The organism is Leptospira semungkisensis (assembly GCF_004770055.1).
In the GTDB taxonomy this organism is placed as follows: Bacteria; Spirochaetota; Leptospiria; order Leptospirales; family Leptospiraceae; genus Leptospira_B; species Leptospira_B semungkisensis.
The window spans coordinates 1,525,117-1,548,127 of sequence record NZ_RQEP01000005.1 but is presented as its reverse complement, the minus strand read 5'-3'; the positions used below and the strand labels follow the sequence as shown (position 1 = coordinate 1,548,127).

22 protein-coding genes are annotated in these 23,011 nt (G+C 42.7%); 12 read left to right on the top strand and 10 right to left on the bottom strand.

From position 1 onward, the window contains the following. Nucleotides 1-2 precede the first annotated feature (2 nt). Genes EHO59_RS07415 through EHO59_RS07395 form a run of 5 tightly spaced genes read right to left on the bottom strand, consistent with a single transcriptional unit; the run spans nucleotide 3 to nucleotide 3,154 of the window. The gene (locus EHO59_RS07415; RefSeq protein WP_135586221.1) at nucleotides 3-482 is read right to left on the bottom strand and encodes an NADH-quinone oxidoreductase subunit NuoE family protein; all 480 of its coding nucleotides are present in this window, start codon (nucleotides 480-482) and stop codon (nucleotides 3-5) included. Then, nucleotides 482-1,696 (bottom strand): NADH-quinone oxidoreductase subunit D, encoded by a 1,215-nt coding sequence (locus tag EHO59_RS07410; RefSeq protein ID WP_135586219.1) that lies wholly within the window; start codon nucleotides 1,694-1,696, stop codon nucleotides 482-484. Before EHO59_RS07410 ends, EHO59_RS07415 begins: the two co-directional genes overlap by 1 nt. 5 nt (nucleotides 1,697-1,701) lie before the next feature. Then, nucleotides 1,702-2,229 carry an NADH-quinone oxidoreductase subunit C gene (locus EHO59_RS07405; RefSeq protein ID WP_135586217.1) on the bottom strand — a complete coding sequence of 176 codons (528 nt, stop codon included), beginning with the start codon at nucleotides 2,227-2,229 and terminating at the stop codon, nucleotides 1,702-1,704. Then, complete coding sequence (locus tag EHO59_RS07400) at nucleotides 2,226-2,786, bottom strand: NADH-quinone oxidoreductase subunit B (protein WP_135586215.1); 561 nt, start codon at nucleotides 2,784-2,786, stop codon at nucleotides 2,226-2,228. The genes EHO59_RS07405 and EHO59_RS07400 overlap by 4 nt, the downstream gene beginning before the upstream one ends. Next, nucleotides 2,777-3,154 (bottom strand): NADH-quinone oxidoreductase subunit A, encoded by a 378-nt coding sequence (locus EHO59_RS07395; protein WP_135586213.1) that lies wholly within the window; start codon nucleotides 3,152-3,154, stop codon nucleotides 2,777-2,779. The genes EHO59_RS07400 and EHO59_RS07395 overlap by 10 nt, the downstream gene beginning before the upstream one ends. A gap of 600 nt (nucleotides 3,155-3,754) precedes the next feature. Here EHO59_RS07395 and EHO59_RS07390 point away from each other — a divergent pair. Beyond that, nucleotides 3,755-4,219 carry a MaoC family dehydratase gene (locus EHO59_RS07390; protein ID WP_135586211.1) on the top strand — a complete coding sequence of 155 codons (465 nt, stop codon included), beginning with the start codon at nucleotides 3,755-3,757 and terminating at the stop codon, nucleotides 4,217-4,219. Nucleotides 4,220-4,242: 23 nt separating this feature from the next. Then, the gene (locus EHO59_RS07385; protein WP_135586209.1) at nucleotides 4,243-4,668 is read left to right on the top strand and encodes a MarR family winged helix-turn-helix transcriptional regulator; all 426 of its coding nucleotides are present in this window, start codon (nucleotides 4,243-4,245) and stop codon (nucleotides 4,666-4,668) included. Nucleotides 4,669-4,674: 6 nt separating this feature from the next. Here EHO59_RS07385 and EHO59_RS07380 read toward each other — a convergent pair whose 3' ends face one another. Beyond that, the gene (locus EHO59_RS07380) at nucleotides 4,675-6,390 is read right to left on the bottom strand and encodes an HsdM family class I SAM-dependent methyltransferase (protein ID WP_135586207.1); all 1,716 of its coding nucleotides are present in this window, start codon (nucleotides 6,388-6,390) and stop codon (nucleotides 4,675-4,677) included. 141 nt (nucleotides 6,391-6,531) lie between these two features. Then, nucleotides 6,532-7,503: an ankyrin repeat domain-containing protein gene (locus EHO59_RS07375; RefSeq protein ID WP_135586205.1), complete on the bottom strand. Its 972-nt coding sequence runs from the start codon at nucleotides 7,501-7,503 to the stop codon at nucleotides 6,532-6,534. 222 nt (nucleotides 7,504-7,725) lie between these two features. Here EHO59_RS07375 and EHO59_RS07370 point away from each other — a divergent pair, with 222 nt between their 5' ends. The 6 genes from EHO59_RS07370 (at nucleotide 7,726) to ileS (ending at nucleotide 16,120) form a co-directional block, all read left to right on the top strand. Continuing rightward, nucleotides 7,726-9,216, top strand: a complete 1,491-nt coding sequence (locus EHO59_RS07370; RefSeq protein WP_135586203.1) for an amidase — start codon at nucleotides 7,726-7,728, stop codon at nucleotides 9,214-9,216. 87 nt (nucleotides 9,217-9,303) lie between these two features. After that, nucleotides 9,304-9,783, top strand: coding sequence for a flavin reductase family protein (locus EHO59_RS07365; protein WP_135586201.1), 480 nt, complete (start codon nucleotides 9,304-9,306; stop codon nucleotides 9,781-9,783). A 297-nt stretch (nucleotides 9,784-10,080) separates the two neighbouring features. Next, a complete protein-coding gene (locus EHO59_RS07360) occupies nucleotides 10,081-10,371 on the top strand; it encodes an LA_3696 family protein (RefSeq protein WP_135586199.1) in 291 nt (96 codons plus the stop codon). A 134-nt stretch (nucleotides 10,372-10,505) separates the two neighbouring features. After that, nucleotides 10,506-12,737: a phosphoribosylformylglycinamidine synthase subunit PurL gene (gene purL / locus EHO59_RS07355; RefSeq protein ID WP_135586197.1), complete on the top strand. Its 2,232-nt coding sequence runs from the start codon at nucleotides 10,506-10,508 to the stop codon at nucleotides 12,735-12,737. Continuing rightward, a complete protein-coding gene (locus EHO59_RS07350; protein ID WP_135586195.1) occupies nucleotides 12,737-13,375 on the top strand; it encodes a leucine-rich repeat domain-containing protein in 639 nt (212 codons plus the stop codon). Before purL ends, EHO59_RS07350 begins: the two co-directional genes overlap by 1 nt. A gap of 6 nt (nucleotides 13,376-13,381) precedes the next feature. After that, on the top strand, nucleotides 13,382-16,120 hold the full coding sequence (gene ileS, locus EHO59_RS07345; protein ID WP_135586193.1) for an isoleucine--tRNA ligase: 2,739 nt from the start codon (nucleotides 13,382-13,384) through the stop codon (nucleotides 16,118-16,120). Between the two features lie 67 nt (nucleotides 16,121-16,187). Here the strand turns inward: ileS and EHO59_RS07340 are convergent, their stop codons facing one another. The 3 genes from EHO59_RS07340 to EHO59_RS07330 form a co-directional block, all read right to left on the bottom strand. Next, nucleotides 16,188-16,886, bottom strand: a complete 699-nt coding sequence (locus EHO59_RS07340; protein ID WP_135586191.1) for an Imm19 family immunity protein — start codon at nucleotides 16,884-16,886, stop codon at nucleotides 16,188-16,190. A 62-nt stretch (nucleotides 16,887-16,948) separates the two neighbouring features. Next, nucleotides 16,949-17,695 (bottom strand): LA_1326/LA_4305 family lipoprotein, encoded by a 747-nt coding sequence (locus EHO59_RS07335; protein WP_135586189.1) that lies wholly within the window; start codon nucleotides 17,693-17,695, stop codon nucleotides 16,949-16,951. 58 nt (nucleotides 17,696-17,753) lie between these two features. Continuing rightward, nucleotides 17,754-18,116, bottom strand: a complete 363-nt coding sequence (locus tag EHO59_RS07330) for an STAS domain-containing protein (RefSeq protein ID WP_135586187.1) — start codon at nucleotides 18,114-18,116, stop codon at nucleotides 17,754-17,756. Nucleotides 18,117-18,229: 113 nt separating this feature from the next. On the opposite strand from EHO59_RS07330, the gene EHO59_RS07325 reads away from it, so the two are divergent. From EHO59_RS07325 to EHO59_RS07310, 4 genes are all read left to right on the top strand, one after another. Next, nucleotides 18,230-20,050, top strand: coding sequence for a hypothetical protein (locus tag EHO59_RS07325; protein ID WP_135586185.1), 1,821 nt, complete (start codon nucleotides 18,230-18,232; stop codon nucleotides 20,048-20,050). Nucleotides 20,051-20,070: 20 nt separating this feature from the next. Next, nucleotides 20,071-20,787 carry an amidohydrolase gene (locus EHO59_RS07320; protein ID WP_135586183.1) on the top strand — a complete coding sequence of 239 codons (717 nt, stop codon included), beginning with the start codon at nucleotides 20,071-20,073 and terminating at the stop codon, nucleotides 20,785-20,787. 83 nt (nucleotides 20,788-20,870) lie between these two features. Then, nucleotides 20,871-21,179 (top strand): DUF485 domain-containing protein, encoded by a 309-nt coding sequence (locus tag EHO59_RS07315; protein ID WP_135586181.1) that lies wholly within the window; start codon nucleotides 20,871-20,873, stop codon nucleotides 21,177-21,179. After that, nucleotides 21,179-22,717 (top strand): sodium:solute symporter family transporter, encoded by a 1,539-nt coding sequence (locus tag EHO59_RS07310; protein WP_135586179.1) that lies wholly within the window; start codon nucleotides 21,179-21,181, stop codon nucleotides 22,715-22,717. The genes EHO59_RS07315 and EHO59_RS07310 overlap by 1 nt, the downstream gene beginning before the upstream one ends. Nucleotides 22,718-23,011: the final 294 nt, after the last annotated feature.

Below are 23,011 nucleotides of genomic sequence, written 5' to 3'. Positions count from 1 at the left end.
TCCTAATTCAGATCTTTCAGGATCTGATCCATCTTTTCGAACGTTAAATTTTCGTAATATGTTTCGTTGATCTGCACCATGGGAGCGTATCCACATGCGCCCAGACATTCTACTTCTTCTAAAGTGAATTTTTTATCTGGAGTCGTCCCGCCGGTCTCTATCCCGAGCTTGGAGCAGAGATGTTTTTCGAGCTTATCATTTCCTCTCATATAGCAACTAGAAGTGCCACAGATCTGGATATGGAATTTGCCCACCGGTTTTTTATTATAGAGAGTATAGAAGGTAGCTACCCCGTAAATTTGAGCGAGAGAAATAGGAGAGCCTATCTTTTCAGCCAAGGCTTCCATTCCTTCTCTGTCCACGTATCCCAATTCTTTTTGGAGAAGATATAGTCCCGGAAGAATGACACTTCTCTTATCAGGGAACATTTCTAGAAGTTTGTTCAGACGAGATTCGGATTCGGGAGAAAAACGATACGACATCAGCAATCCAACTCCCCTGCGATCACATTCATGGAACTCATGGTCGCAACCGTATCCGCAAGAAGAGAACCCTTAACTAATTCAGGAAAAGATTGATAGAACCAGAAACAAGGCCTGCGCACATGCACTCTCCAAGGAGACTTCTCCCCTTCGGAAACGATATAGAATCCAAGCTCGCCGTTTGCTGCCTCGGTTGCCATATAGTATTCGCCCGGAGGAACTTTGATCCCGTGCATGATGAGTTTGAAATGGTAGATCAACTCTTCCATATTATGATACACTTTGGATTTTTCAGGCAGATAGATATGAGGAATGTCCGCATGATGAGCGCCTGATGGAAGTCCATTAATAAGCTGCTCAACGATACGAAGAGATTGTCTCATCTCTTCCATACGAACAAGAGTCCTGTGTAGAACGGAACCGTCCTCTCCAACAGGTACATCAAAGTCCACCTTGTCATAGAACATATACGGATCATCCTTGCGAATGTCCCAAGGAACTCCTGCGGCCCTCAGGTTCGGACCAGAATAACCGTAAGCGATAGCATCTTCTGCAGAGATCCCACCGATCCCGTCCGTGCGATCCATAAAGATTCTATTATTCACGAGTAAGTCTTGGAATTCTTCGATCGCAGGACGAAGTCCTTTGATGATGGTTTTCACATCCTTCTCGAATTCAGGATAAATATCTTTTTCTAAACCACCCACACGACAGAAGGTAGTAGTTAGTCTGGCGCCGGTTAGCTTTTCCAGAACTTGGTAGATATTCTCTCTATGATGGAATAAATGCAGCATCCCGGAGAATGCTCCCAGGTCCACTCCCAGGATCCCGTTACAAATAATATGGTCCATGGTGCGAGAAAGTTCGGATACGATCATTCTCACGTAAGTCACCTTGTCGGGAACTTCTATGCCTAGCATTTTTTCTACAGCAAGGATCCAACCGATATTATTCAAAGGAGTGGATACGTAATTCATCCGGTCCGTGCAAACTAGGAACTGATTATAAGTATAACGTTCTCCTAATTTTTCGAAGCTACGATGCACATATCCGATAACTGATTCGGCTTCGACCACTCTCTCTCCATCGAGCTGGATCACATTCTGCAAGATTCCATGAGTAGAAGGGTGAGAAGGACCCAAATTCACAAGCAGATGGCCTTCCGGCAATTGTCTCTGCTTGAGGCTGAAATGCTCAGCCGTTTTCTCGTACATAGCCGTCATGGTTGCCCCTCCATGTCTTCCTTCAAATGGATGGTAAGAAGATCCTCGACCAGATAGTCCTGACCGAAACCTTCTAAAGGATAATCTTTTCGTAATGGATGGCCTTGGAAATTATCCGGCATGATCAAACGATCCATTCTAGGATGTCCTGTAAAACGGATCCCGAATAGATCATATACCTCTCTTTCCGGCCAGTTTGCGCCTTTAAAAATACTGAGAATGCTTGGAACTTCCTCTCCGTCTTCGAGCCTAACTCTGAACTGCACTTTTGTAGAGGATTTGTTTCCGGAGCGGAGAAGATAACATACCTCGAAACGAGGAGTCTTCTTTCCCAACCAATCGATAGCGGTCAGGTCGTTAAGATAATTCAGTTCAATGCCGGGAGCAGTTTTCAAAGCGGAGAGAACTGGAACGATCCCTTCCGGTTTCAAGAAGAAAGTAGGAAGATTGGAATGGAGCTCTTCTTCCTTTGAGATAAAATGAGGAAACTTGTCTTTAAGGAAACTCTGGATTGTTTCTTTCATCTGACGACCAGGGGTTTGTTTCTTTCGTTCATTTCCCGGATCTTATCCATGACTTCTTGCCTTCTGGCTTCCAAGCCCTGGGTTTTTACTTTTTCTTGGAGTTTGACCACTGCATCTAACAATGCTTCCGGTCTAGGAGGACAGCCTGGAACATACAGATCCACAGGAAGGATTCTATCGATCCCTTGCAAAACCGAGTACGCGTGAAACATTCCCCCTGAAGAAGCGCAAGCTCCGTAGCTAATCACAAACTTTGGTTCCGAGAGTTGGTCATAGATCTCTCTCAGAACTGGAGCCATTTTATACGTAATGGTCCCGAGCACCAGGATCATATCTGCCTGTCTAGGAGAGAAAGAAGGTCTTTCTGCTCCGAACCTCGCGATATCATAGTCCGCACAAGAAGTACTCATGTATTCTATCCCGCAACATGCTGTCGCGAAAGGATACGGCCAGAGAGAAAAGCTCCTGCCCCAATTGACTACGGACTCTACGCTCGCAATTTGGAAGGAATCTCCATAGGAGGTCCCAGGTTGGCTGAGTTGTTCGTTTAATCCCATTCCAATGCTCCCTTCTTCCGAATATAATACAATCCCACAATCAGGGTGAATAAGAAGACAAACATCTCGATGAGAAGAAAACTCCCGAGCCCTGCTTCCTTAAAGGATCTCAAATTCACCGCGTATGGAAAAAGAAAAATGGCTTCGATATCGAAAAGTATGAAAAGCACCGCAACCAAGTAGAACTTTATATTAAAAAGTCCTTTGGCATCCCCGTAATACGGCACTCCGCACTCGAAGGTGTCATGTGATTTGGATCGTTTTTTCGGATTTAGAAGAAAGGCAAGACCGAGTATGAGAGCAGAGAAACCTACTCCCAGTAGGAATTGAATCAGAAGGGGGCCTAGATGCTCTGGCGAACTTCCCATATCTGACTTCTATCGAAACCCGCACAGGGGACTATGTCAATCTAAAATCCCAAACGCTGCCCTTTTACACGAGAGGAAGACCAGATTCTATTATTTTCTATTTTGGATTTTTTCTCGGATCTTGAAACTTTTCCCTCTTTTGAAATCTGAAAAGCGAAGAAGGGGAATGCCCGCTTCGTTTTTTAAAATGAGATTCTATTTCAACAAAGTTTTTAAAAAAGGGAATGAACGTATATTAAAAACAGAACGAACGTTCTAAACCTTGCACAAAACTATTCTTATGCGCAGAAACTATGTTAACTTTTCATAAAGTAACATTCAGTCATAATTTTTATTTTTTACTTTTCGTGAAAAACAAACTAAGGACTTTATATTTTTGTAAAATAAAACGAGCAAGCTTTAGATTGTTCGTATGTATTACTAATTAATAGCAAAGCGAAAAAACAAGGATATCTCTTTTGAAATATCCGAATGCGAATTAATTTTGCCGGCGAACAGAACAGTCGTTCTACTTTTTACCAAAAAGTTGGTGACAAAACTATTTAACCGGTTACTCTAAAACTATACAGAAATCCGGCCATCCGGAAGGGAAGAATCATAATGCCTAAACTAGTTATCTCCAGTTTTGCGGAACTACAAGCGCATGAAGGAAAAGTGTTGGGAGTCTCCGAGCCCCATGAAATCACTCAGGCTCAGATCGATAAATTTGCAGAAGCAACTCTAGATCACCAATGGATCCATACAGATCCTGCTAGAGCAGCCAAAGAATCTCCCTTCGGAACAACGATTGCACACGGATATTTGACCTTATCTCTCGCACCTTATCTGCTCAGCCAGATACTAGAGCTAAACAATATTAAGATGGGAATCAACTACGGAATGGAAAAACTCCGTTTCCTAGATCCTGTCAAAGTAGGCTCAAAGCTCCAACTAAAGGCAGAGCTAGTGGAACTCAAGGATCTAAAGGGTACTGCAAGAATGACCCTAAAATTGAGCTTCGAGGTAGTGGGTGCTCCTAAGGCTGCGGCCGTGGGAGAAGTTATCTATTTGTACCAATTCGCTTAATCGGCGAATAAAAGTAGGTAATCATGAATCCTCGTACAATAATATATCTTATATCTAGAATTAGAGATGAATTTCACAGAAGACTCAACTCGGAGTTAAAAGATAAAGGCCTAGGTCAACTCACGACCACTCACGCCGATATCCTCTTCGCTCTGGCAATGTCCAAAAAAGTCCCCATGCAGGAGATCGCGAGAATGATCGATCGGGATAAGTCTACTCTGACTGCCCTTGTCGACAAACTCCAAGATCTTGGTTATGTGGAAAGAGTCAAAGACGCGCAAGACCAAAGGATCGTAAATCTCCAGCTGACCCGCAAGGCTTACTCGATACGCCCGGTAATGTTAGGGATCTCCAGATCTTTGCTGGCAGGTCTATACAAAGGATTTTCTGAAATAGAAAAAAAGGACTTGGTCCGTCTTTTGGATAAGCTTTACAAAAACTTAAAATAGCTCAATTTAGATCCCGAGGAAGAATTCCTGCTCTATTTTCTTTAGAGTCGCTTCTTCTTCGGGATTTTTTATTCCTTTCTCCCCTTTTTGCCTTCTTCCGGGAGTCCAGGGGCGGATCATCATCCTATAATTCAGCAAGAGTCTCTCTATCTTTTCTTTTTCGGATTCTTTCAACTTTCTGAAATCAGGTACGATGAGAGAATTCAGATCTCCAGGCTCCACCTTTCGTAAGCCTTGCGCATATTCCCTTGTTCTGGATTCCAATTCCTTTCTGACATGAGGGGTAATCAAATAGGCAAACAAGAATTCTTCGAAGTGAGAATACTCCGGCTTGGCTGAAAATCCATGAAAGCAGGTAAGATGGACCGCAGGACTTTGGTTGAATACGAACCGAACCTCTTCTCTATGAAAAGATGTGGCAAGTATCCTGCATGGTCCTCGATTTTCCTGAGAATGCCAAGGCTTTCTCTTAGAAGGAAGAAAACGAGTAGGCACTCCTCTCTTGATCCCTTCTTCTAAATATCGATTGATTCCGTCTAAATGATCCTCTTTAGGAACTTCCTTCGCGTCCAAAAGCCATACTTTTGCGCCTTGGGATTTCAAAATGTCCCAATCATCCCCGGTAAAGAAAGGAGAAAGAGCATATTGCGCTTTTGGAATGGAAGATCTAAGAAAAGAATGAGGGATAGAAAGGTTGGTTACATCTTTTTCGGAGAGGAGGAAGTACCCGTTGTCTCCGGTCGCGATTCCCCTTCTGAAACTTCCGAACTCTTTTATGGGGACCCAGCCGGGACGCGATCCTTTGGACATAGTCACATAATTATTGTTAGTTGAATTTTTATCATCATTTTTTATATTTTCAGGTTCGCACCCTACTTCTTGCAAAAGCCTGGTCCACTTCGTCTCCGCTCGGAGCTTGATCTTCTTCCATTTTAGATCGGTTAGTCGAATACTTTCTTTTTCATTAAAGGAAGCCTCGGCTCTTGACCAGAGAAATCCTTCCTCTTGATGAACTGAATTCTCAAGAAACAGTATACAGGAAGAAGTAACTGCGCCTGAGAATAAGGACCAAGAAGAATCTAAGATTAGTATACGGCGTAAGAAGCCGGATTCTATAATCGCTTTCTTGATCGGAACTCCGTATCCTGCATTCAAGAATTCGTAAGGAACAAGAACAGAAGCTCTTCCACCCGGACTTAAGAGTTTTAGTATACGAAGTAAGAAGAATACGTACAGATTCGCAGTCCCAGGAATCTCCGCTTTTATCTGCTCTTCAAATCCCTCAATAAGTTTCTTCCCAAGTTTAGAATGACTCAATCGAAGGTAGGGAGGATTGCATAGGATTACATCGAATAGCTCCTTAGGCTCCGCATGAAGAAAGTCTTCTCTAAAGAGAAATAGATCCTCGGCAGAAATCCCGGAGGCTTGTAAATTTTTTGAGCACTCTTCGTAGAGCTCTGGATCAATCTCCCATCCGAAAAATTGTGAATGCACGTCGGGAAATAAGCGATGAAATTCTTCTAAGAAGATTCCCTTGCCTGCTCCTGGATCTAAGATCTTGATTTTGCATTTATCAGAGAGACGATCTTCTTCTGAAATCCAATCTAACATTGGTCTTGCAAGAGGTCTAGGCGTGAAGAATTGACCTAAGGCCTTGCCCTTAGATCTTAAACCCGAATCTTCGGAAGGAAATTTTAATCTATCCGGAAAAGAAAATCGCATGTACGCTATTTTCGCCTATATAGCGTTAATATGACGACCTATCTCCGTGACAACCTTACAACTGTTAAAGGAAATAAGAAAAAAGATGAGATAGTGGAAAATTAGGTTAGTATACAAAAACTGTATACTAAAGAGTTTAAGTCACTGAGGTTTTGCGGAAAGTTTTTCTGTCAAAACTCGCTCTAATTCATCAAGATGATATTCTTTTGCCAGATCTAAGGCTGTCTTTGACTGGTTATCCGTTACAGAAGTATCCGCTCCGAGCTGAAGAAGTTTCAAAGCTGCAGAAGTGTTCTTTCTTTGAGCAGCTTCCATGAGAGGAGTTCTTCCTTCTGCATCTCGATGATTGATATTCGTTCCTGCTTTTGCGAGAACATCATAGATCTTTCCGTCAGTCTGAGTGGATTCGGTCGCAAAATGAAATGCGTTTCTTGCTCCCACTTGCTTTGTTCCCACAGGAGTGGAAACATCTTTGAGACGACTCGTGAAGACTGCTTTGGAACCATTCGCCAACAAAAACTCTGTGATCGGCAAACTAGCAGGTGCAGAAGCTCCGCCTACTGCGAGAAAGAGAGGATATTCTTCGACTCCACCTGGATCATGATTCGGATTGGCTCCGTTCTCGATCAGAAATTTCACAAGAGAAAGAGACTGGTGTCGAATGGCCATATTCAGTAGAGAAACCGGATGAGCATCTTCTCCCTTTCTGGCCATGTACTCTACTAGAGCTCCGGATTCGATCAGACGTTTTGCCTCAGCTAGATCGTCCATGTCAGGGATCTTGACTTTTAAAACCGGGATCAATCTGTAGAATAGTACTGAATTTCCATCCGCATCCTGTGCGTTGATATTCGCACCGTGCTTGATCAAGAACTCTACTACATCTTCGCCTTCGGCAAGCATGAGAGCAGTACGACCTTCGTCGTCTTTGGCATCTATGCCGGCCCCTTGAGTGAGTAGTGTCTCAACCTTTTTCAGGTCTCCCTCTTTTACGGAGGCGAGGAACTGACGATCAAGTTCCGTGGTGGCAGAGAGAACAGAAAGGCTCAGACTGAAAACCAGAATCAGCCCGGCTCTCCAGCCGAGTTTGTATTTTTTTATATATGAATTCATCCGAACGCACCAATAAGGCCCATATTGATTTTCCCCTGGATTCTATAAATGAAAATTCCCCAGGCAAAGGGATTATCCTTGACCCAAGCGGATCTCGGTTTATGCCTCTGTCCCTTAGAGTCATTCAAACGTGGAATAGTTCCCATTATAATGGAATTCAACCTAGGGATTGGGCTTTCGACCCGGTCCTAAACTCAATTAGACTCATATCTGGTGGTAATTATGACCCCTTTAAAACATTCCTTCGATTCCTTCGATACGATCGGACTCTCCGAATTGGTCAGAAAGAAGAAGATCCAACCAAAAGAATTATTAGATTTTTCTGAAGCAAAGATTAACAGGTTCAATCCGGATCTAAATGCAGTCGTTCTAAAAACCTTAGATAAGGCGAGAGAACAATTACGATCTGGTAAAATTCCAAAGGGACCTTTTTACGGAGTTCCTCTTTTAATCAAAGATTTGTTACACGAAGTAGAAGGACAAAGGATCACTTCCGGTTCCAAGGCACTCCTCAATTATATTGCTCCCAAGGATAGTGAATTTGTTTCCAGGCTCAGAAAGGCAGGATTTCTTTTTATAGGTACTACGAATGTTCCCGAATTCGCATTGATGGGAATCACTGAACCAAAGGCTCATGGAGCCACTCGAAATCCTTGGGATCCGGAAAGAACTCCAGGTGGATCGAGTGGAGGATCTGCTGCGGCAGTTGCATCCGGAATGAGCACGATTGCAACAGGCTCCGATGGAGGAGGATCCATTCGAATCCCAGCTGCGTACTGCGGATTATTCGGTTTGAAGCCTAGCCGAGGGATTGTCCCAGTTCATCCTTTAGGTAGAGTTTGGCAAGGCGCCTCAGTGGATCATGTTCTCACAAAAACGGTCCGAGATAGCGCAGCAGTCTTAGATCTAGTCGCAGGTACTAGTGTCTCCGAAGCATTTCATTTAGAAAAACATAAAGGTTCTTATCTTTCCGAAATTAAGAAATCTCCCGGAAAATTAAAGATCGCTTATTCATTCACTTCTCCGATAGGCACTCCAGTAAATCAAGATCATATCGATGCGTTACACGACACAGTAAAGCTTCTCAAATCCCTAGGGCATAAATTAGAAGAAGCTTCACCGAATATAGACGGAAAGAGACTGGCAAAAGCATACGTAACTATGTATTTCGGCGAGGTCGCAGCGGATATTGCCAAATTCGATAAGATCTTAGGCAGAAAGGCAAAGATGAGTGATGTGGAATCCACTAGCTGGATCCTTGGATTATTAGGAAAATCTGTTAGTGCGGGAGAATTCGTTTCCACCATCCGATTCTGGGATGAGGCCGCATACATCTCTGAGGACTTCTTAGGATCTTATGATCTATATCTGACTCCGACAACTGCAGAGCCTCCTGCGAAGATAGGAGAGCTCGCTCCCAAACTATATGAAGAAATCGCAATGCAGATCATAGGCAGACTTGGGACTGGCAAATTGCTTTTAGCTACCGGAATGGTGGATCAACTGGTCGAAAAAAACCTAGCAAGAACACCATTCACTCAATTGGCGAATTTAACAGGACAGCCTTCCATGTCGGTTCCTCTTTCCAGAACGAAACTCGGTCTACCGATCGGAATGCTTTTCACTGCAAAGAGAGCGAGAGAAGATATTCTCTTCCGTTTGGCAGGACAATTGGAAAAAGAAAAACCTTGGGCAGATATCGCGAAAGCTTAAGTGCACTTTAAGTAGAAGGATTTGTAAAATCGGAAAAATTCTTTCAATTCCTCTTTACAAATCCTGTCCAAGAACTATCTACTCCTTATGTCCTTGAGCCCTGACGAATTTAAAAACGCACTCTCTCATTTTGCTTCCGGTGTTACGGTTGTGACTTACTCTGATACTACAAGATCGGGAGGGTTGACTGTGAGCAGCTTCAGTGCTCTTTCCTTGGATCCTCCTCTTGTTCTATTTAGTTTGCAAAAGAATATTTCCAGCCACGACCCTCTTCTTGCTTCAGGACAATTCACTGTGAATATTCTGTCCGGAGAACAAGAAGATCTCTCCAACCAATTCGCTTCCGGAAAAATAGACAAGCATGAGCTCATTCAAAAGCTAAGCTGCGATCTAGGTCATAACGGAGTTCCCTATCTGAAAGGAAGTCTTTCTCGAATCGAATGCCAATTAGAAAAGCAAGTAGACGGAGGAGATCATACCGTAGTGATCGGAAGAGTGATGCACGCAAGCTCTGACGATTCTAAAAGACCTCTTTTGTATTATAGAAGGAACTATTATAATATTTGAATTTATGGGAGAAGTTATCCAGGCGCATGCCGCCCTGGAACTTCTTCTTTCTCATCTTTTTCTTTTCAAAATAATCTTTCTCTTCTTTTTATCGATCTACCTTCTCCAAACACGCCTTGCTCAAAGGTAAAAATTTCAGAAAACAATTTTCCTTTCAGAAAATTTTTTGGAACAAATATTCCGCGAAATATAGATTCACATTAGAATAATATTTTATTCTAAAATGGAAAAAAATAGGAGCAAAGTGATGGGGTGAATACCTGAAAAGCTTGAATACGAACCAGAAGGGAGAATAAAATGGGATTAGAATTGATACCGAGACCTTCCAAAAAGCTCCGGGAAATACTTGGACAGGAAGCTACAGAAGATCTCGAAGAGTATGTACAAAAAATGGAGAGGTTTGAAAACAAGACTATGACAGAATTATTGTTAGAAAAATTCGAACGAAGAATATTGGAAGAAGTGGGCAAAGTCAGAAAGGAAATCTCCGAAATACATGGTGCGATCCATAGCCAAACAAAATGGATCATTGGTGCCATTTTTGGAGCGGTCCCATTCTACATGGCGATCTACAAGTTACTCGGTTGATGCATATCAGGCTGATCTGATCGGAAAGCGGACATTTTCCGGTCAGATCCAGCATGTCGAATCCTTGCTATAAGGGTTCTCTTCTCCCTAAAATAGTTTTCAGTGGGGCCTAAGCGAGAAAAACTGGTCCCGTAATGGAAAAAGAATCCGTTTCCCTCCAAGATGCACTCGAACACGGACTCACGTCAGAAGAATTTACCAAAATCCAGGAAATTCTAGACCGGGTTCCTAACTCCACCGAACTCGGGATCTTCTCCGCAATGTGGTCGGAACATTGCTCGTACAAGAATTCTATTCTTCAATTAAAAACTCTTCCTACAAAATCGGACAAGCTTCTGGCCCAAGCGGGCGAAGAGAATGCAGGCGCTATGGACATAGGCCAAGGGCTCGCAGTTGTCTTCAAAATAGAAAGCCATAACCACCCTACCGCAGTTGAGCCTTACCAAGGCGCAGCCACTGGAGTGGGCGGGATCATGAGAGATATATTCACCATGGGAGCAAGACCAATTGTCTCTTTGAACTCTCTTCGCTTTGGGAATCCGGACGAGCCTCGCAATAAATACTTATTATCCCGAGCAGTAAAAGGGATCGGAGATTACGGTAACTCTCTAGGGATCGCAGTCTCAGGAGGAGAACTATTCATAGACGAATGTTTCTCTAAGAACCCTCTCGTAAATGCAATGACCGTAGGGATCGTACAACATGATCAGATGGCAAGCGCGACCACTGGAGGAAAGGTAGGTAACTCTGTCTTTATCGTAGGATCTACTACAGGAAGAGATGGAATCCATGGAGCTTCTTTCGCATCCAAGGACCTAACAAAAGAATCCGAGTCCAAACGTTCCGCCGTGCAAGTGGGCGATCCATTCATGGAAAAACTTCTAATGGAAGCTTCTCTCGAAGCTATTCAAAAAAAGCTGTTGGTTGGGATCCAGGACATGGGCGCAGCAGGAATTTCCTGTGCAACTTCCGAGATGAGCGCGAAGGGAAATACAGGAATGAAGATCAACTTGGATCTGGTTCCTTTCCGCGAAACCGGAATGAATGCTTATGAAGCAATGCTCTCCGAAAGCCAAGAAAGAATGCTCGTAATTCCTCAAAAAGGGAAAGAAGAAGAGTTAATTTCTATATTCAAAAAATGGAATCTAAATGCGGTCCAGATCGGAGAGGTCACGGACACAGGTCTATTAGAAGTTTATAAAGATGGGAACTTGAAGGCAAAAATCCCTGCAGAGTGCTTAGTCCTCGGTGGGGGAGCCCCTCGCTATGTAAGAGATACAAAGCGACCTGAATATTTGGATAAGGTAAGCAAATGGACCTTGGATTCTTCTCCCGATCTGGAAGAAGGAAAACTGACTCCTACCCTCTTAAAACTATTAAATTCTTGGAATATATCTTCTCGCAGACCTATCATAGAGCAGTACGATACCGAAGTTGGTCTCGTTAAACTGATCGGACCTGGAGCAGACGGAGGTCTTTCCGCTATTCCGAATACGAATATGGCCTTGGCCACCGCAACCGATTGCAATTCCAGGTTCACCTATCTGGATCCTTATAAAGGCGCTGCATTTGCGGTTTGTGAGGCTGCGAGAAATGTGGCAGTGACTGGAGCAGAGCCGTTAGGAGTCACAAACAATCTGAACTTTGCCAATCCGTATATTCCAGAAAACTATTATATGTTTTCTGAATGTGTACGAGGAATGGGAGATGCTTGCAGATATCTAGGATTACCGGTAACAGGAGGAAATGTTTCCTTCTACAACGAATCTCCAGAAGGACCGATCTTCCCCACTCCTACCATAGGCATGGTCGGAATATTGGAGAACCAAAAGGATGCAGTTTGGGCCGCTCCTAAAAAAGCAGGATTAAAATTAGCCCTCATCGGAAAATTCCAGCCAAGCTTAGGCGGAAGCGAATACCAGAAATTGTTCTTAGGAACGGTTCAAGGTGAGATCCCTAAATTCGAACTCTCCGACGAAAAGTCATTATTAGAAACATTGGTTTCTCTCAGAAAGAAAGGAGAGCTCTCCTTCGCAAAAGACTTATCCTTAGGAGGAATTGCCTTAGCACTCGCAAAGTTAGTTCTTCTCTCAGGCTTCGGGATCAAAGCAAACTTGAACTCGATCCGCCAATCCAGAAAAGACCTGACTCTTTTTGGAGAAAGCTCCGCGAGCGTTTTAATCGGCTATGAGTCTAAGAATGAAGAAAGCATTCGTAATTTCGTAAAATCTAAAGGATTAGAATTCCATTCTATAGGAAGCGTAGAGGAAACTCCTGAGCTATCCATCCAAGATTATGCGATCCAATTGAACGAGTCACAATTGCGCGAACCTTACGAATTAGGACTTAGGGAAGTATTCAAATAATGTTCAATAAAAAGCAGCTATTCCCCCTACTCATTCTTGCCTATGTATTCTCTGCGGATTGCAGAAGATCTCCTCAGGAGATCTTAGAAACCGCGGCCAAAAATCCTTCTATTATAGATAAGCTAGATCTTGGCCTCGGAAAGATGGGCCAGATTCCTCCGGTTCTATTTACATTCCCGAATCTGAAATGGCTGGATCTCAGAATGAACGAACTTACTTCTCTTCCGGAAAATACCGGAGATTGGAGTAGTTTAGAATATTTGAATATTTACGGGAATGATATTGATAAACTTCCAGATTCCTTCCAAAAACTTCCCAAGCTGAAGTTTTTCTTTGCGGGGAATAACGATTTCGAGACGATCCCTCTGCAATTGATAGGCACTCCTATAGAAGCTGTTTACTTGGATTCGAACAAGATCATATTCAACGAAGCGGACGTGGACACTGTTCTTAAGATCACTCATCTAGAAGTTTTAGATCTGGCGAGAAACAGAAAGATAGAATCTATGCCCAAGAATTTGAGCTCTCTTGCAAGTCATCCTAAGCTCAGAATGATCATCTTTAAGGAAACAGGACTGAAGCCTTCTCAAGTAGAAGCTGCAAGAAAGCTGCTTCCTAAACTGAAGTTAGAATTTTAATCAAATATGAAAGAAGAAGATAAGAAGAACCCGTACTCGAATACAGTCATCCTCCCTCAAACCGAATTTCCTATGAAGGCCGGCCTCGCTACGAGAGAGCCTGAGCAGATCAAAATCTGGCATTCGGAAAAGATCCTTCATAAAATGAAGGAGAAGAGAAAAGGTCGTCCGGAATTTCTTCTTCATGACGGGCCTCCATACGCTAACGGTAATTTTCATACAGGCCACGCACTTAACAAGATCCTAAAAGATCTTGTGGTGAAATCCAAATTCTTCGCGGGATATTATACCGACATGATCCCGGGTTGGGACTGTCATGGTCTTCCTATCGAAGTGCAAGTACTTAAAAATTTAGGGAAGAAGGCGAGAGAAACCGGCCCAGAAGAATTAAGAAAACTTTGTAGAGAATACGCCGAAGAATTCGTAAAGAAACAAAGCGGAGACCTTTCTCGTTTCCTCTGTTTCTGGGAAGAAGGAAGAATCTACAAGACCATGAGCCCGGATTTTGAGGCCAAGATCGTAGAAGTCTTCGGAAGTCTATTCGAAAAAGGTTATGTATACCGAGGCAAGAAACCGGTATATTGGTGTATAGAGCTCGCAACTGCTCATGCAGAAGCCGAGATAGAATACTATCCTCATAAATCTCCGTCTATCTATGTGAAGTTTCCTGTTAAAGGACAGGCAGGAAAATACTGCCTAATCTGGACGACTACTCCTTGGACACTTCCTGCAAATTTAGCGATCAGTTTTAATCCTAAGTTCTCTTATTCCTATTACAAGGCGTCTAACGGTGATCTTTTACTCATTGCGGACGGCCTAAAAGAAGCTGTAGAAAAAGCTGCCGAGATCCAATTGACTAAGTCAGAAGCAATTTCGACAGAAGAGATCGCCAAGCTTACTTTCAGACATCCTTTCTTGGATCAGGATTCCATTCCTTTATTCGGTGAACATGTGACCCTGGATGCGGGAACCGGGGCAGTTCATACTGCACCTGGTCATGGACAAGACGACTATAAGGTGGGACTCGCAGCCGGATTGGAACCTTATTCTCCGGTAGACGATTACGGTAGATATACAGACGAGTTCCCTATGATGAAAGGGATCAAGGTCTGGGATGCGAATCCTAAGATCGTAGAACTACTGAAAGAGAAAGGTCTATTAGTCCATTACTCAGAGTTCGAACATAGTTATCCTCATAGCTGGAGAAGCAAGAAGCCTCTGATCTTCAGAGCGACCCCTCAATGGTTCTTTCAAATTGATTACCAAGGTCTCAGAGAAAAATCTTTAGAGGCAATCGACAAGGTAAGTTGGATCCCGAACTGGGGAATTTCCAGAATACGCTCCATGGTGGAGACTAGACCGGATTGGTGTCTTTCTCGCCAAAGAAACTGGGGAGTTCCTATACCTGCATTCTCCTGCGAGTCCTGCAGCGAGACGCATCTAGATGCAAAATCCGTAAAGTTCTTCACCGAATTAGTAAGAGAGAAAGGGATCGAGATCTGGTACAGCGAACCTGCAGAATCACTTCTTCCACCTGATACGAAATGTTCTAAATGCGGATCTACTTCTTTCAGAAAGGGAAGAGATATTCTAGACGTATGGTTCGATTCGGGAGTTTCCAACTTTGCAGTATTGAAAGAAAGAGCTTCCGAACCTCCTGCGGATCTTTATTTAGAAGGTTCCGATCAGCACAGAGGTTGGTTCCAGTCCAGTCTTTGGCCGTCAATGGCATTGCGTTCCCTTCCCCCTTACAAGGCAGTTCTTACTCACGGTTATGTTTTGGACGAGCAAGGAAGAGCCATGTCCAAGTCTCTCGGCAACGGGATCGATCCTACTACTGATATTATCAATGTTTATGGCGCAGATATTCTCAGACTCTGGGTCAGCTCCCAGGATTTCAGAGATGATGTTCGAGTAGGAAAAGAAGGAATGAAGATCATTGCGGATAATTATCGCAAGATTAGAAATACATTCCGTTATCTTTTGGGAAATCTTTCCGGTCATACCCAAGCTCAAAATCTGGAGCTTTCCGAATTGGAAGAAGTGGATAAATACTATCTCTCTAGACTATCTCATCTCTCGGAAGAACTAAAGTCCCATTACGAGAACTATCAGTTTCACCAAGTATATCAGAAACTTCTACTATTCTGTACTGTTACTCTTTCTCAGGATTATTTCGAAATGATTCGAGATAGAATGTACTGCGATCGAAGAGATTCTAAGACAAGAAGATCTTCTTCTACAGCTTTACAAAAAATATTAGAGACTCTTTGCATCTACTCTGCTCCTATCCTAAGCTTCACTACAGAAGAAGTTTGGAAGGAGAACGGCAAAAAAGAATCCGTCTTCTTGGAAGAATTCCCGGATCTTTCTTCTTATAGAAATAAGGAATTAGAATCTAAATTCGAAGAAGCACTTGCAGCAAGAGAAACTGTCCATAAGAGTTTGGAACTTGCAAGACAAGCGGGTAAATTAGGAAAATCCTTAGAAGCCGCTGTAGAACTTTCCGCAAAATCAGAAAGCGGGTTAAAGAAAGACTTCTCCTTAGATGTTTTGGAACTTGTATTTACAGTTTCTCAGGTAGGCTTCGAGAAGTCTGACCGAGAACTTCTTTCCGAATATTCGGATGAGAAATTCTTCGTTCGCGTGGTCAAACCGAAAGACGAGGAATGTCCTCGCTGCTGGAGACATCCTGCTGAGGAAAGAAAGAACGGACTTTGCAAACGTTGCGCGGAAGCAGTATAAATTAAAACTAAGTCTTAATAATCTATTGATTCCTTAAGTATATCCGAATACTCAGAAGATTAGTATATTATGCTTTTGATGTGGATAATAGTTTGTTAAATTGAATTATACTGTTTCTATTATCATTTCTTATATTTCGAAAACTATTTGCTTGATTGCAGACGATACCGATCCCGTCAACCTCCGAGAATCCGTTTTCAATCTGCAAACCGGCGACAATAGTATCGATAAGATTGAAGACTTCTTTATTTGAAGCAATGGCAGCAAAAACCTTAATCTTTTCATACAAGACTTTCTTAACTTCGATAAGATCGTCCTCATTTGATATGCCGGCTATCGGCAATAGTAGCCAAAACAATAAGCCTTCATCGGTTGCGCCCTCAGTCAAATCGATAAGTTCGCTCCAAGTCAAACCGTACAACATCCAGTGAGGGCCTGTACAACCGATTTTAAAACCATCAATAAAATATAATGTATCTCCAGGATGAAATTCGATCTTAAGTTTTATCGATTTCTTAATTTCAATTTCAAGAAAATTAGGATTATCCAAATAACCGTCGGATTCGTCCATTACCCCTTCATAAGAACCCGTAAAATCGTTAATCCATTCTAAATTGGAATCTAAGTCGATTTTATAAATCCCCTCAACCATTTCGCCAATCGTCAAATTAAGAGATTTATTATATGCATTGGGAAAAGAAATACTAAGATAATAGCACCAAAGTAGATCGTTGTCGTATTTGAAATCGAATGTGCTATATCTCATTGAATAGACCGATCACAAAACAAAACTGGCCCGCCTTTATAGCTTGGGCCTAAAGAACTATCTTAAGGGCGATCGTTATCGTCAGTCAGCTTGAGAGGCTGGTATTGCTTGCGTGGTAAGAACTTGTATTTGCCAGGATTCTTCTGATCAAAGAGAACCCATCTACGAAGCGGAATTCCATCCACGACCCCGAAATCCACAGTCTCTCCGTCCGAGATCTCAGTCCCATCAGAACTATGAGAAAGACGGATCAGGTCTATCTTGGTCCATCGATTGAAATCTAGACCGACATCCTTGTCCACCAGCTCTCTTTTGATCTTTCCGAAAAGGATATTCAACCTTCCTTCTGCGGCCCAAACGATGCAACTTGTGATCTCATCAAAGGAAATTACGGATTGAGTATCATCATATTTGCTCACGATCAGAAGAAGCTTGTCTTTAGGAAGATTCTTAAGCGCGAAAGGAAGATCCCGAGCCAACAGATCCAACTCATGATCCGAAAATACGAAATCGTTAAAGTAACCGATAGTAGAACGTCTTGAGTATCTTAAATTTCCGAAGTAATCTTTGATCCGAGCGGAATCGATCTGAATCGGATGATCTAAAGATTTGGTTTTTGTAATGGATTCGAAATCGGGAATATCGGAACTATCGATCGTGAAGAAGCCCATGCTCTCCGAACGAAATACTTTATCTCGAAAATAATAAGCAGAACAATCTGAAAAGCTAACGTATGTTAGAAGAATTACGAAAACGTGGAATATTTTTCCCGAATATTTTGCGATCTTGCTTGGGAGTAAAAAATTCATTACAGGGCTGCCGGTTAGAATGTTCTGTTTGTTGGAACTTTTTCGAAGAGATTCCGGTTCATTCCGAAGCCAGAAATTCCTTAAAGTCGGGATATTTCTCCAGAAATTCTTCGATCGTGTACAGATTTACAATTCTATCCAGCCCGGAAAGCCTAAAAACGGAATGCAGAGACTTATTTAACCCGAATATGTTTACTGTACCGCGATGGTCCCTGATCTGATTTCTTACCTTGATAATGATCCCGATCCCGGACGAATCTATGAATTTTACGAGGCCTAGATGAAAACTCACTACTGGAGGGTAACCACCCTTGATACTCTCCTCGAATTCTAGGTAAAAGTCCCGGGAATTATCCATTAAGATATCTTCCTGTACCGAGAGTACCAGGTGATTTTCTCGGGAGAGACTTTTCAGAATCATGGGAAAATAACAGGCCCAGGAATTGGGAGTATGTCAAGAAATAAGTATCTTTGTTGATTTATTTCGGCGGACAGGCAGGATACAATTAGAGCGGTTTTCCAGGTATCCAATCCATGTCCGAATTCGATAAAACTAAAAAGAGCATTGGGGTCAATAATCTAGACGATAAAGCCCGTCGAGAAATGTTCGATAAGTTCCAATCCGCAGGGGGCAAGGTAGTCTCCGACAAGGATAAAAAACGGGACGAAGCAATTCGCAAACAGAGGGAACAACCTCAGGTGCGCCAAGGACAGAGAAGCCAAGCTGGCGGAAAAGATCCTAGACAAGGTTCTTCTTCTAAGTCGGCAAAACCTCCGATAAAGCAGGCTCCTCCTAAGATCAATCCTCTTATAGATAGAAAAGCGATGGAAGCGGAGATGGGAAATTTCTTCAACCGCATGGCTGTTCGCTTCAAGTGTTGGGTGTCTAGAGTAACGTCTTTTTCTTCCAGTGATCTTTTGCCTAGCTTCTTATCTGAGATGAATATCGCTGGCAAGAAAGCTATTTTGGAAATGAATTTTGTAGGAAATGATCTTTTGGGAAATCCTGCCTACGCGGCTAAGATCGCTAAAGAGTTAGACACTCAAAATCCTCTATACATAGAACTATTGGGAAGAATGCATAAGGTTTACGATAACGTGGAATTGAACCAGTTATTAGAGACGCATAACGCAGCACCCGATATGCCGGTTTCCATCAGCAGAGTTAGACAACCTCTCTATTCTATCTTCAAAAAACTTTATTATATGTATCCTTTTCAGGGTTCCTATGTCAAGGCTGTCAGCCTAGGTTACCAGGCCTTAGAAAAACTAGAAGGCAAACCTTCTTCTGTTTATAATACAAAACGAAAAAGAGCCCTACAAGAGTTTGATGCTCTTTACGGAAGTATTTTCGATAAGCTTTATCTTGCTATTTTGAGAAGTGAGGACAAGAATATCCCTCTTCTAAGCACTTATATGGAAACCGTCTTAGGTATCCTTCCAGAAGAGAAACTAGGCCAAAGAAAGCAGGGAGAAGAGTTAGACGAAATCTCCGGTGGGGCCCATGTAGACGAGGAAGAAACCGAAGAGGCTCCTGAAGAAAAACCTGTGGATCCTGAAGAAGGATTGAGCAAGGAGCTGAAATACGGCCTGAAACTCATGAGATCCATTCCTTTGGATCAGCTCAGAAAGCGTCATGATGCAAGAGGAGAGCACGAGCTCATTCCATCCGGAGATAAGGCTCTTCTTACCTGGCTATTCTTTAGAGAGTTCGACGAGGAATATTCCTTCGTAATGACTACGAAGAAGATCGACCTTAAACCTACCATAGTCGCCGGCTCCAAAATGGACTATCGGGAGAAGATGATCGATCTTTACGAAACCACGAGAGCGATCCACGAGCAATTCCGTATCTACGACCAATATTACAAGGAATTGGACACCCATCTCAAGAATCCAGGCGCGAATTATATCGAAGCTTCCAAGAAAACTTCTGCCCTTGAAACGAAAAGAAGCCAACAATCGCGTAACGTGAGAGTGACGGCAAAAGATTTCCTTCAGAAAAGCGCAGAACTTCTCTCCAAATTGATCGCAGATATGAAGGGCAAAAAAGAGATCGTTACGAATATGGAAGCTTTGATGACTTTCGATCTTATGGAAGCCAAAAAGAGGTTGAATAAGAAACCGATTAAGCAATGTATTATGGAATCTTATTGCTTCGCACTTGCCCTCGCTGAACGTCTCGAGAACGGAGATCTTTTCGGTGGAGTGCCGGAACTTTCTCCTGAGGAAATGGAGAAGGAATTCGGCATTAAAATGCAGAGTAACGTTCCTGAGGGAGAAATCCTGGAACCGAATCCTGAAGGCGAAACGGACGATAATTTCGGTGTGGACCCGTCCATACTCTCTGATTAAATCACATTCGCAGGTAAAGAGTGTCGTCTGTAAAAATAACCCTTTTCCAAAAGGATCTTTCCCAACCCGTCTCTCCGGAACAAAGATCGAAACTTTCCAAAGAGAAATCTGATTTTTTAATTCTTCCTTTGTATTTTCCGGGAGGAGGAAACGGTTCTCCCGAGTCTCTCGCTTCTAGATCCAAATCTTTCTTGGACGAAGTCTTCGCAGTTTCCGAAGTTTATAAAGGCGCAATCCTAGGTGGAGCAATGTTCAGAAGGGATGACGAAGGTCAACTTCGTCTTTCTGTTCCGATCGTGCAAAACGTAGTGTTAGTGGATTGGTACGACGTAAAATCACTTTCTTCCGAAGACTCTCCCGCAGTTCCAGGAAATGGAGAAGACTCTTTGATCTTGGGAGGATTTCGTTTTGGGATCTTTGCAGGTAAAGAGATCAATGATGCTGCAAGATTGGACAGATTGAGATCGGATAGAGTCAATCTCGCCTTTCATTTGGATGCAGTCTCTGAGAATGGCTCGAATTATTCACAAGATCTAAAAGACTATGCGGACCTTTCCTTGAAATATGGGATCTTTCTCATTCGATCCTCCGGTTATGGAACTCCTTTCGGCAAGAAGAGAATTGGCAGAAGTCTTCTCTCCACTCCGACCGGAGTTACCTGGAAGGTTGCGGAAACGGAACAAGAGAAAGAGATCATCAAGACAGTGAACATCAACGGCATTAACGGCCTATTTTAGAATTCCTAGAAAGATCTTTTTTTCCTTGCAACAACTTCCTCCTATCTTATTCTCCTGGATTGCATTCTTGGAGGACAATAGGGATGAAATCTAAAGCCCATGAATTGATCGAGTCTCCCGAATTTAAAAAATTAGTTCGGACCAGATGGATCGTTAGCTTTCTATTATTATTTTTACTTTTTGCCAACTACTACGGCTTTATCCTAATCATCGCCCTTAAGAAAGAATGGGTTGTAGAAAGGATAGGCCAGTTCGCCAACTTCGGGTTAATCGCCGGAGCGGGAGTGATTGTTCTCTCTTGGATTTTAACCTTTATCTATGTGATTTGGGCGAACCGAGTCTACGACAAAGAAGTAGATGCACTTAAATCCAAATTAGAAGGAGGAAGATAATGGAATCCGCATTAGGACAACCTAATTTTATCTCAGTCGCTTTCTTCTTTCTATTCGTAGTTCTTACCTTAGGGATCACATATTGGGCCGCCAAAAAAACCAAGAGTTCCAGCGAGTTCTATGCAGCAGGAAGATCCATCACAGGTTTTCAAAACGGTTTGGCCCTCTCAGGAGATTTCATGTCTGCGGCTTCCTTTTTGGGAATTTCAGGAATGGTTGCTTTGAAAGGATACGACGGAATCATTTATGCAGTAGGCTGGCTCGTTGGTTGGCCAGCTCTCATGTTCCTACTCGCAGAGCCTCTTAGAAATCTTGGAAAGTATACATTCGCAGACGTATTGGCATTTCGACTGAAGCAAAAGCCAATTCGTATCGTTGCCTCTATCGGAGGAATTTTAGTCACAATCACCTACTCCATCGCTCAGATCGTAGGTTCAGGAAAGCTAATCAATTTAATGTTTGGACTTTCTTACGAGGTAGCAGTTGTGATCGTAGGCGGGGTCATGCTTCTCTATGTTTTATTCGGAGGAATGATCGCGACCACCTGGGTTCAGATCATCAAAGCCTGCCTTCTTCTTTTCGGAGTAACTCTTTTAGTGATCCTTTCTTTATCCGTATTCGGATTTAGTTTAGAAAATCTTTATGGAGGAGTAGAAAGTAAATTCGGAAGGGCAGCCTTAGAACCGGGAGGACTGGTCGCCAATCCGATCGATGCAGTTTCTTTAGGACTCGCTCTTATGTTTGGTCTATTAGGTTTACCTCATATTCTAATGAGATTCTATACAGTTCCCGACGCAAAAGAAGCCAGAAAATCAGTAGCATACGCCACTACATTCATCGGATATTTCTATATTATCATTCCTATTGTAGGTTTTGCTGCTGCTGTGCTCATCGGTAGAGAGCAGATCGCAGGAATAGACAAGGGAGGAAATATGGCAGCGGCCCTTCTCGCTGAATTATTGGGAGGAACACCTTTCTTAGGATTCATTGCGGCAGTAGCCTTTGCTACTATCTTAGCAGTGGTCGCTGGACTTACTTTAGCGGCAGCGTCCACCATCTCCCATGATCTTTACTTCAATGTTTTTACGGAAGGAAAGGCAAGCGAAGAAAAACAAGTCTCTGTCGCAAAGAAAGCTACCGTAGTATTTAGTATTGTTAGCATTCTCTTGGGCATTCTATTCAAAGATCAAAACGTTGCATTTATGGTAGGCCTAGCATTTGCGATCGCTGCAAGTGGAAATTTTCCGGCTTTGTTCTTGTCTATTTTATGGAGAGGATTCAGCACGATGGGAGGAGTTTGGTCCATTTTAGTCGGATCTATTTCCGCCACCGCATTTATCATCCTAAGTCCTACGGTTTGGGTAGATGTGTTTAAATTCAAGGAGGCAATTTTTCCTCTCAAGAATCCGGCCATCGTATCCATGAGTCTTGCCTTTATTGTTGCATTCGTTTTTTCTAAACTATTCCCGGATATGAACGCGAAAGAACGATACGAATCCGAAAAGGTAAGAGTATATTTGGGAGTAGGAGCAGAATAATAGGATAATATGGTTTATTACTTATTCGCCAGTCTGATCGGCGTATTTTTGATTTTTGAAGGTTGCGGATTCCATCGCATAGACTCCGTATTTTTCGATAAAAAAATTCCCAAATCCGAAACGGTCTTTGTGAGAAGTTTTGAAATGAAAATCCTATCGATCGATGGGAAAAAAATGTCAGAGGATCTTTCCCATGATTTTTTGATTCCGCAAGGCACTTATAAATTAGAAGTGCAGCCGTATCCTGTGACTTCCAGGGGCTATTTTGATTTTCATGATCTTTCCGAAGAGGTA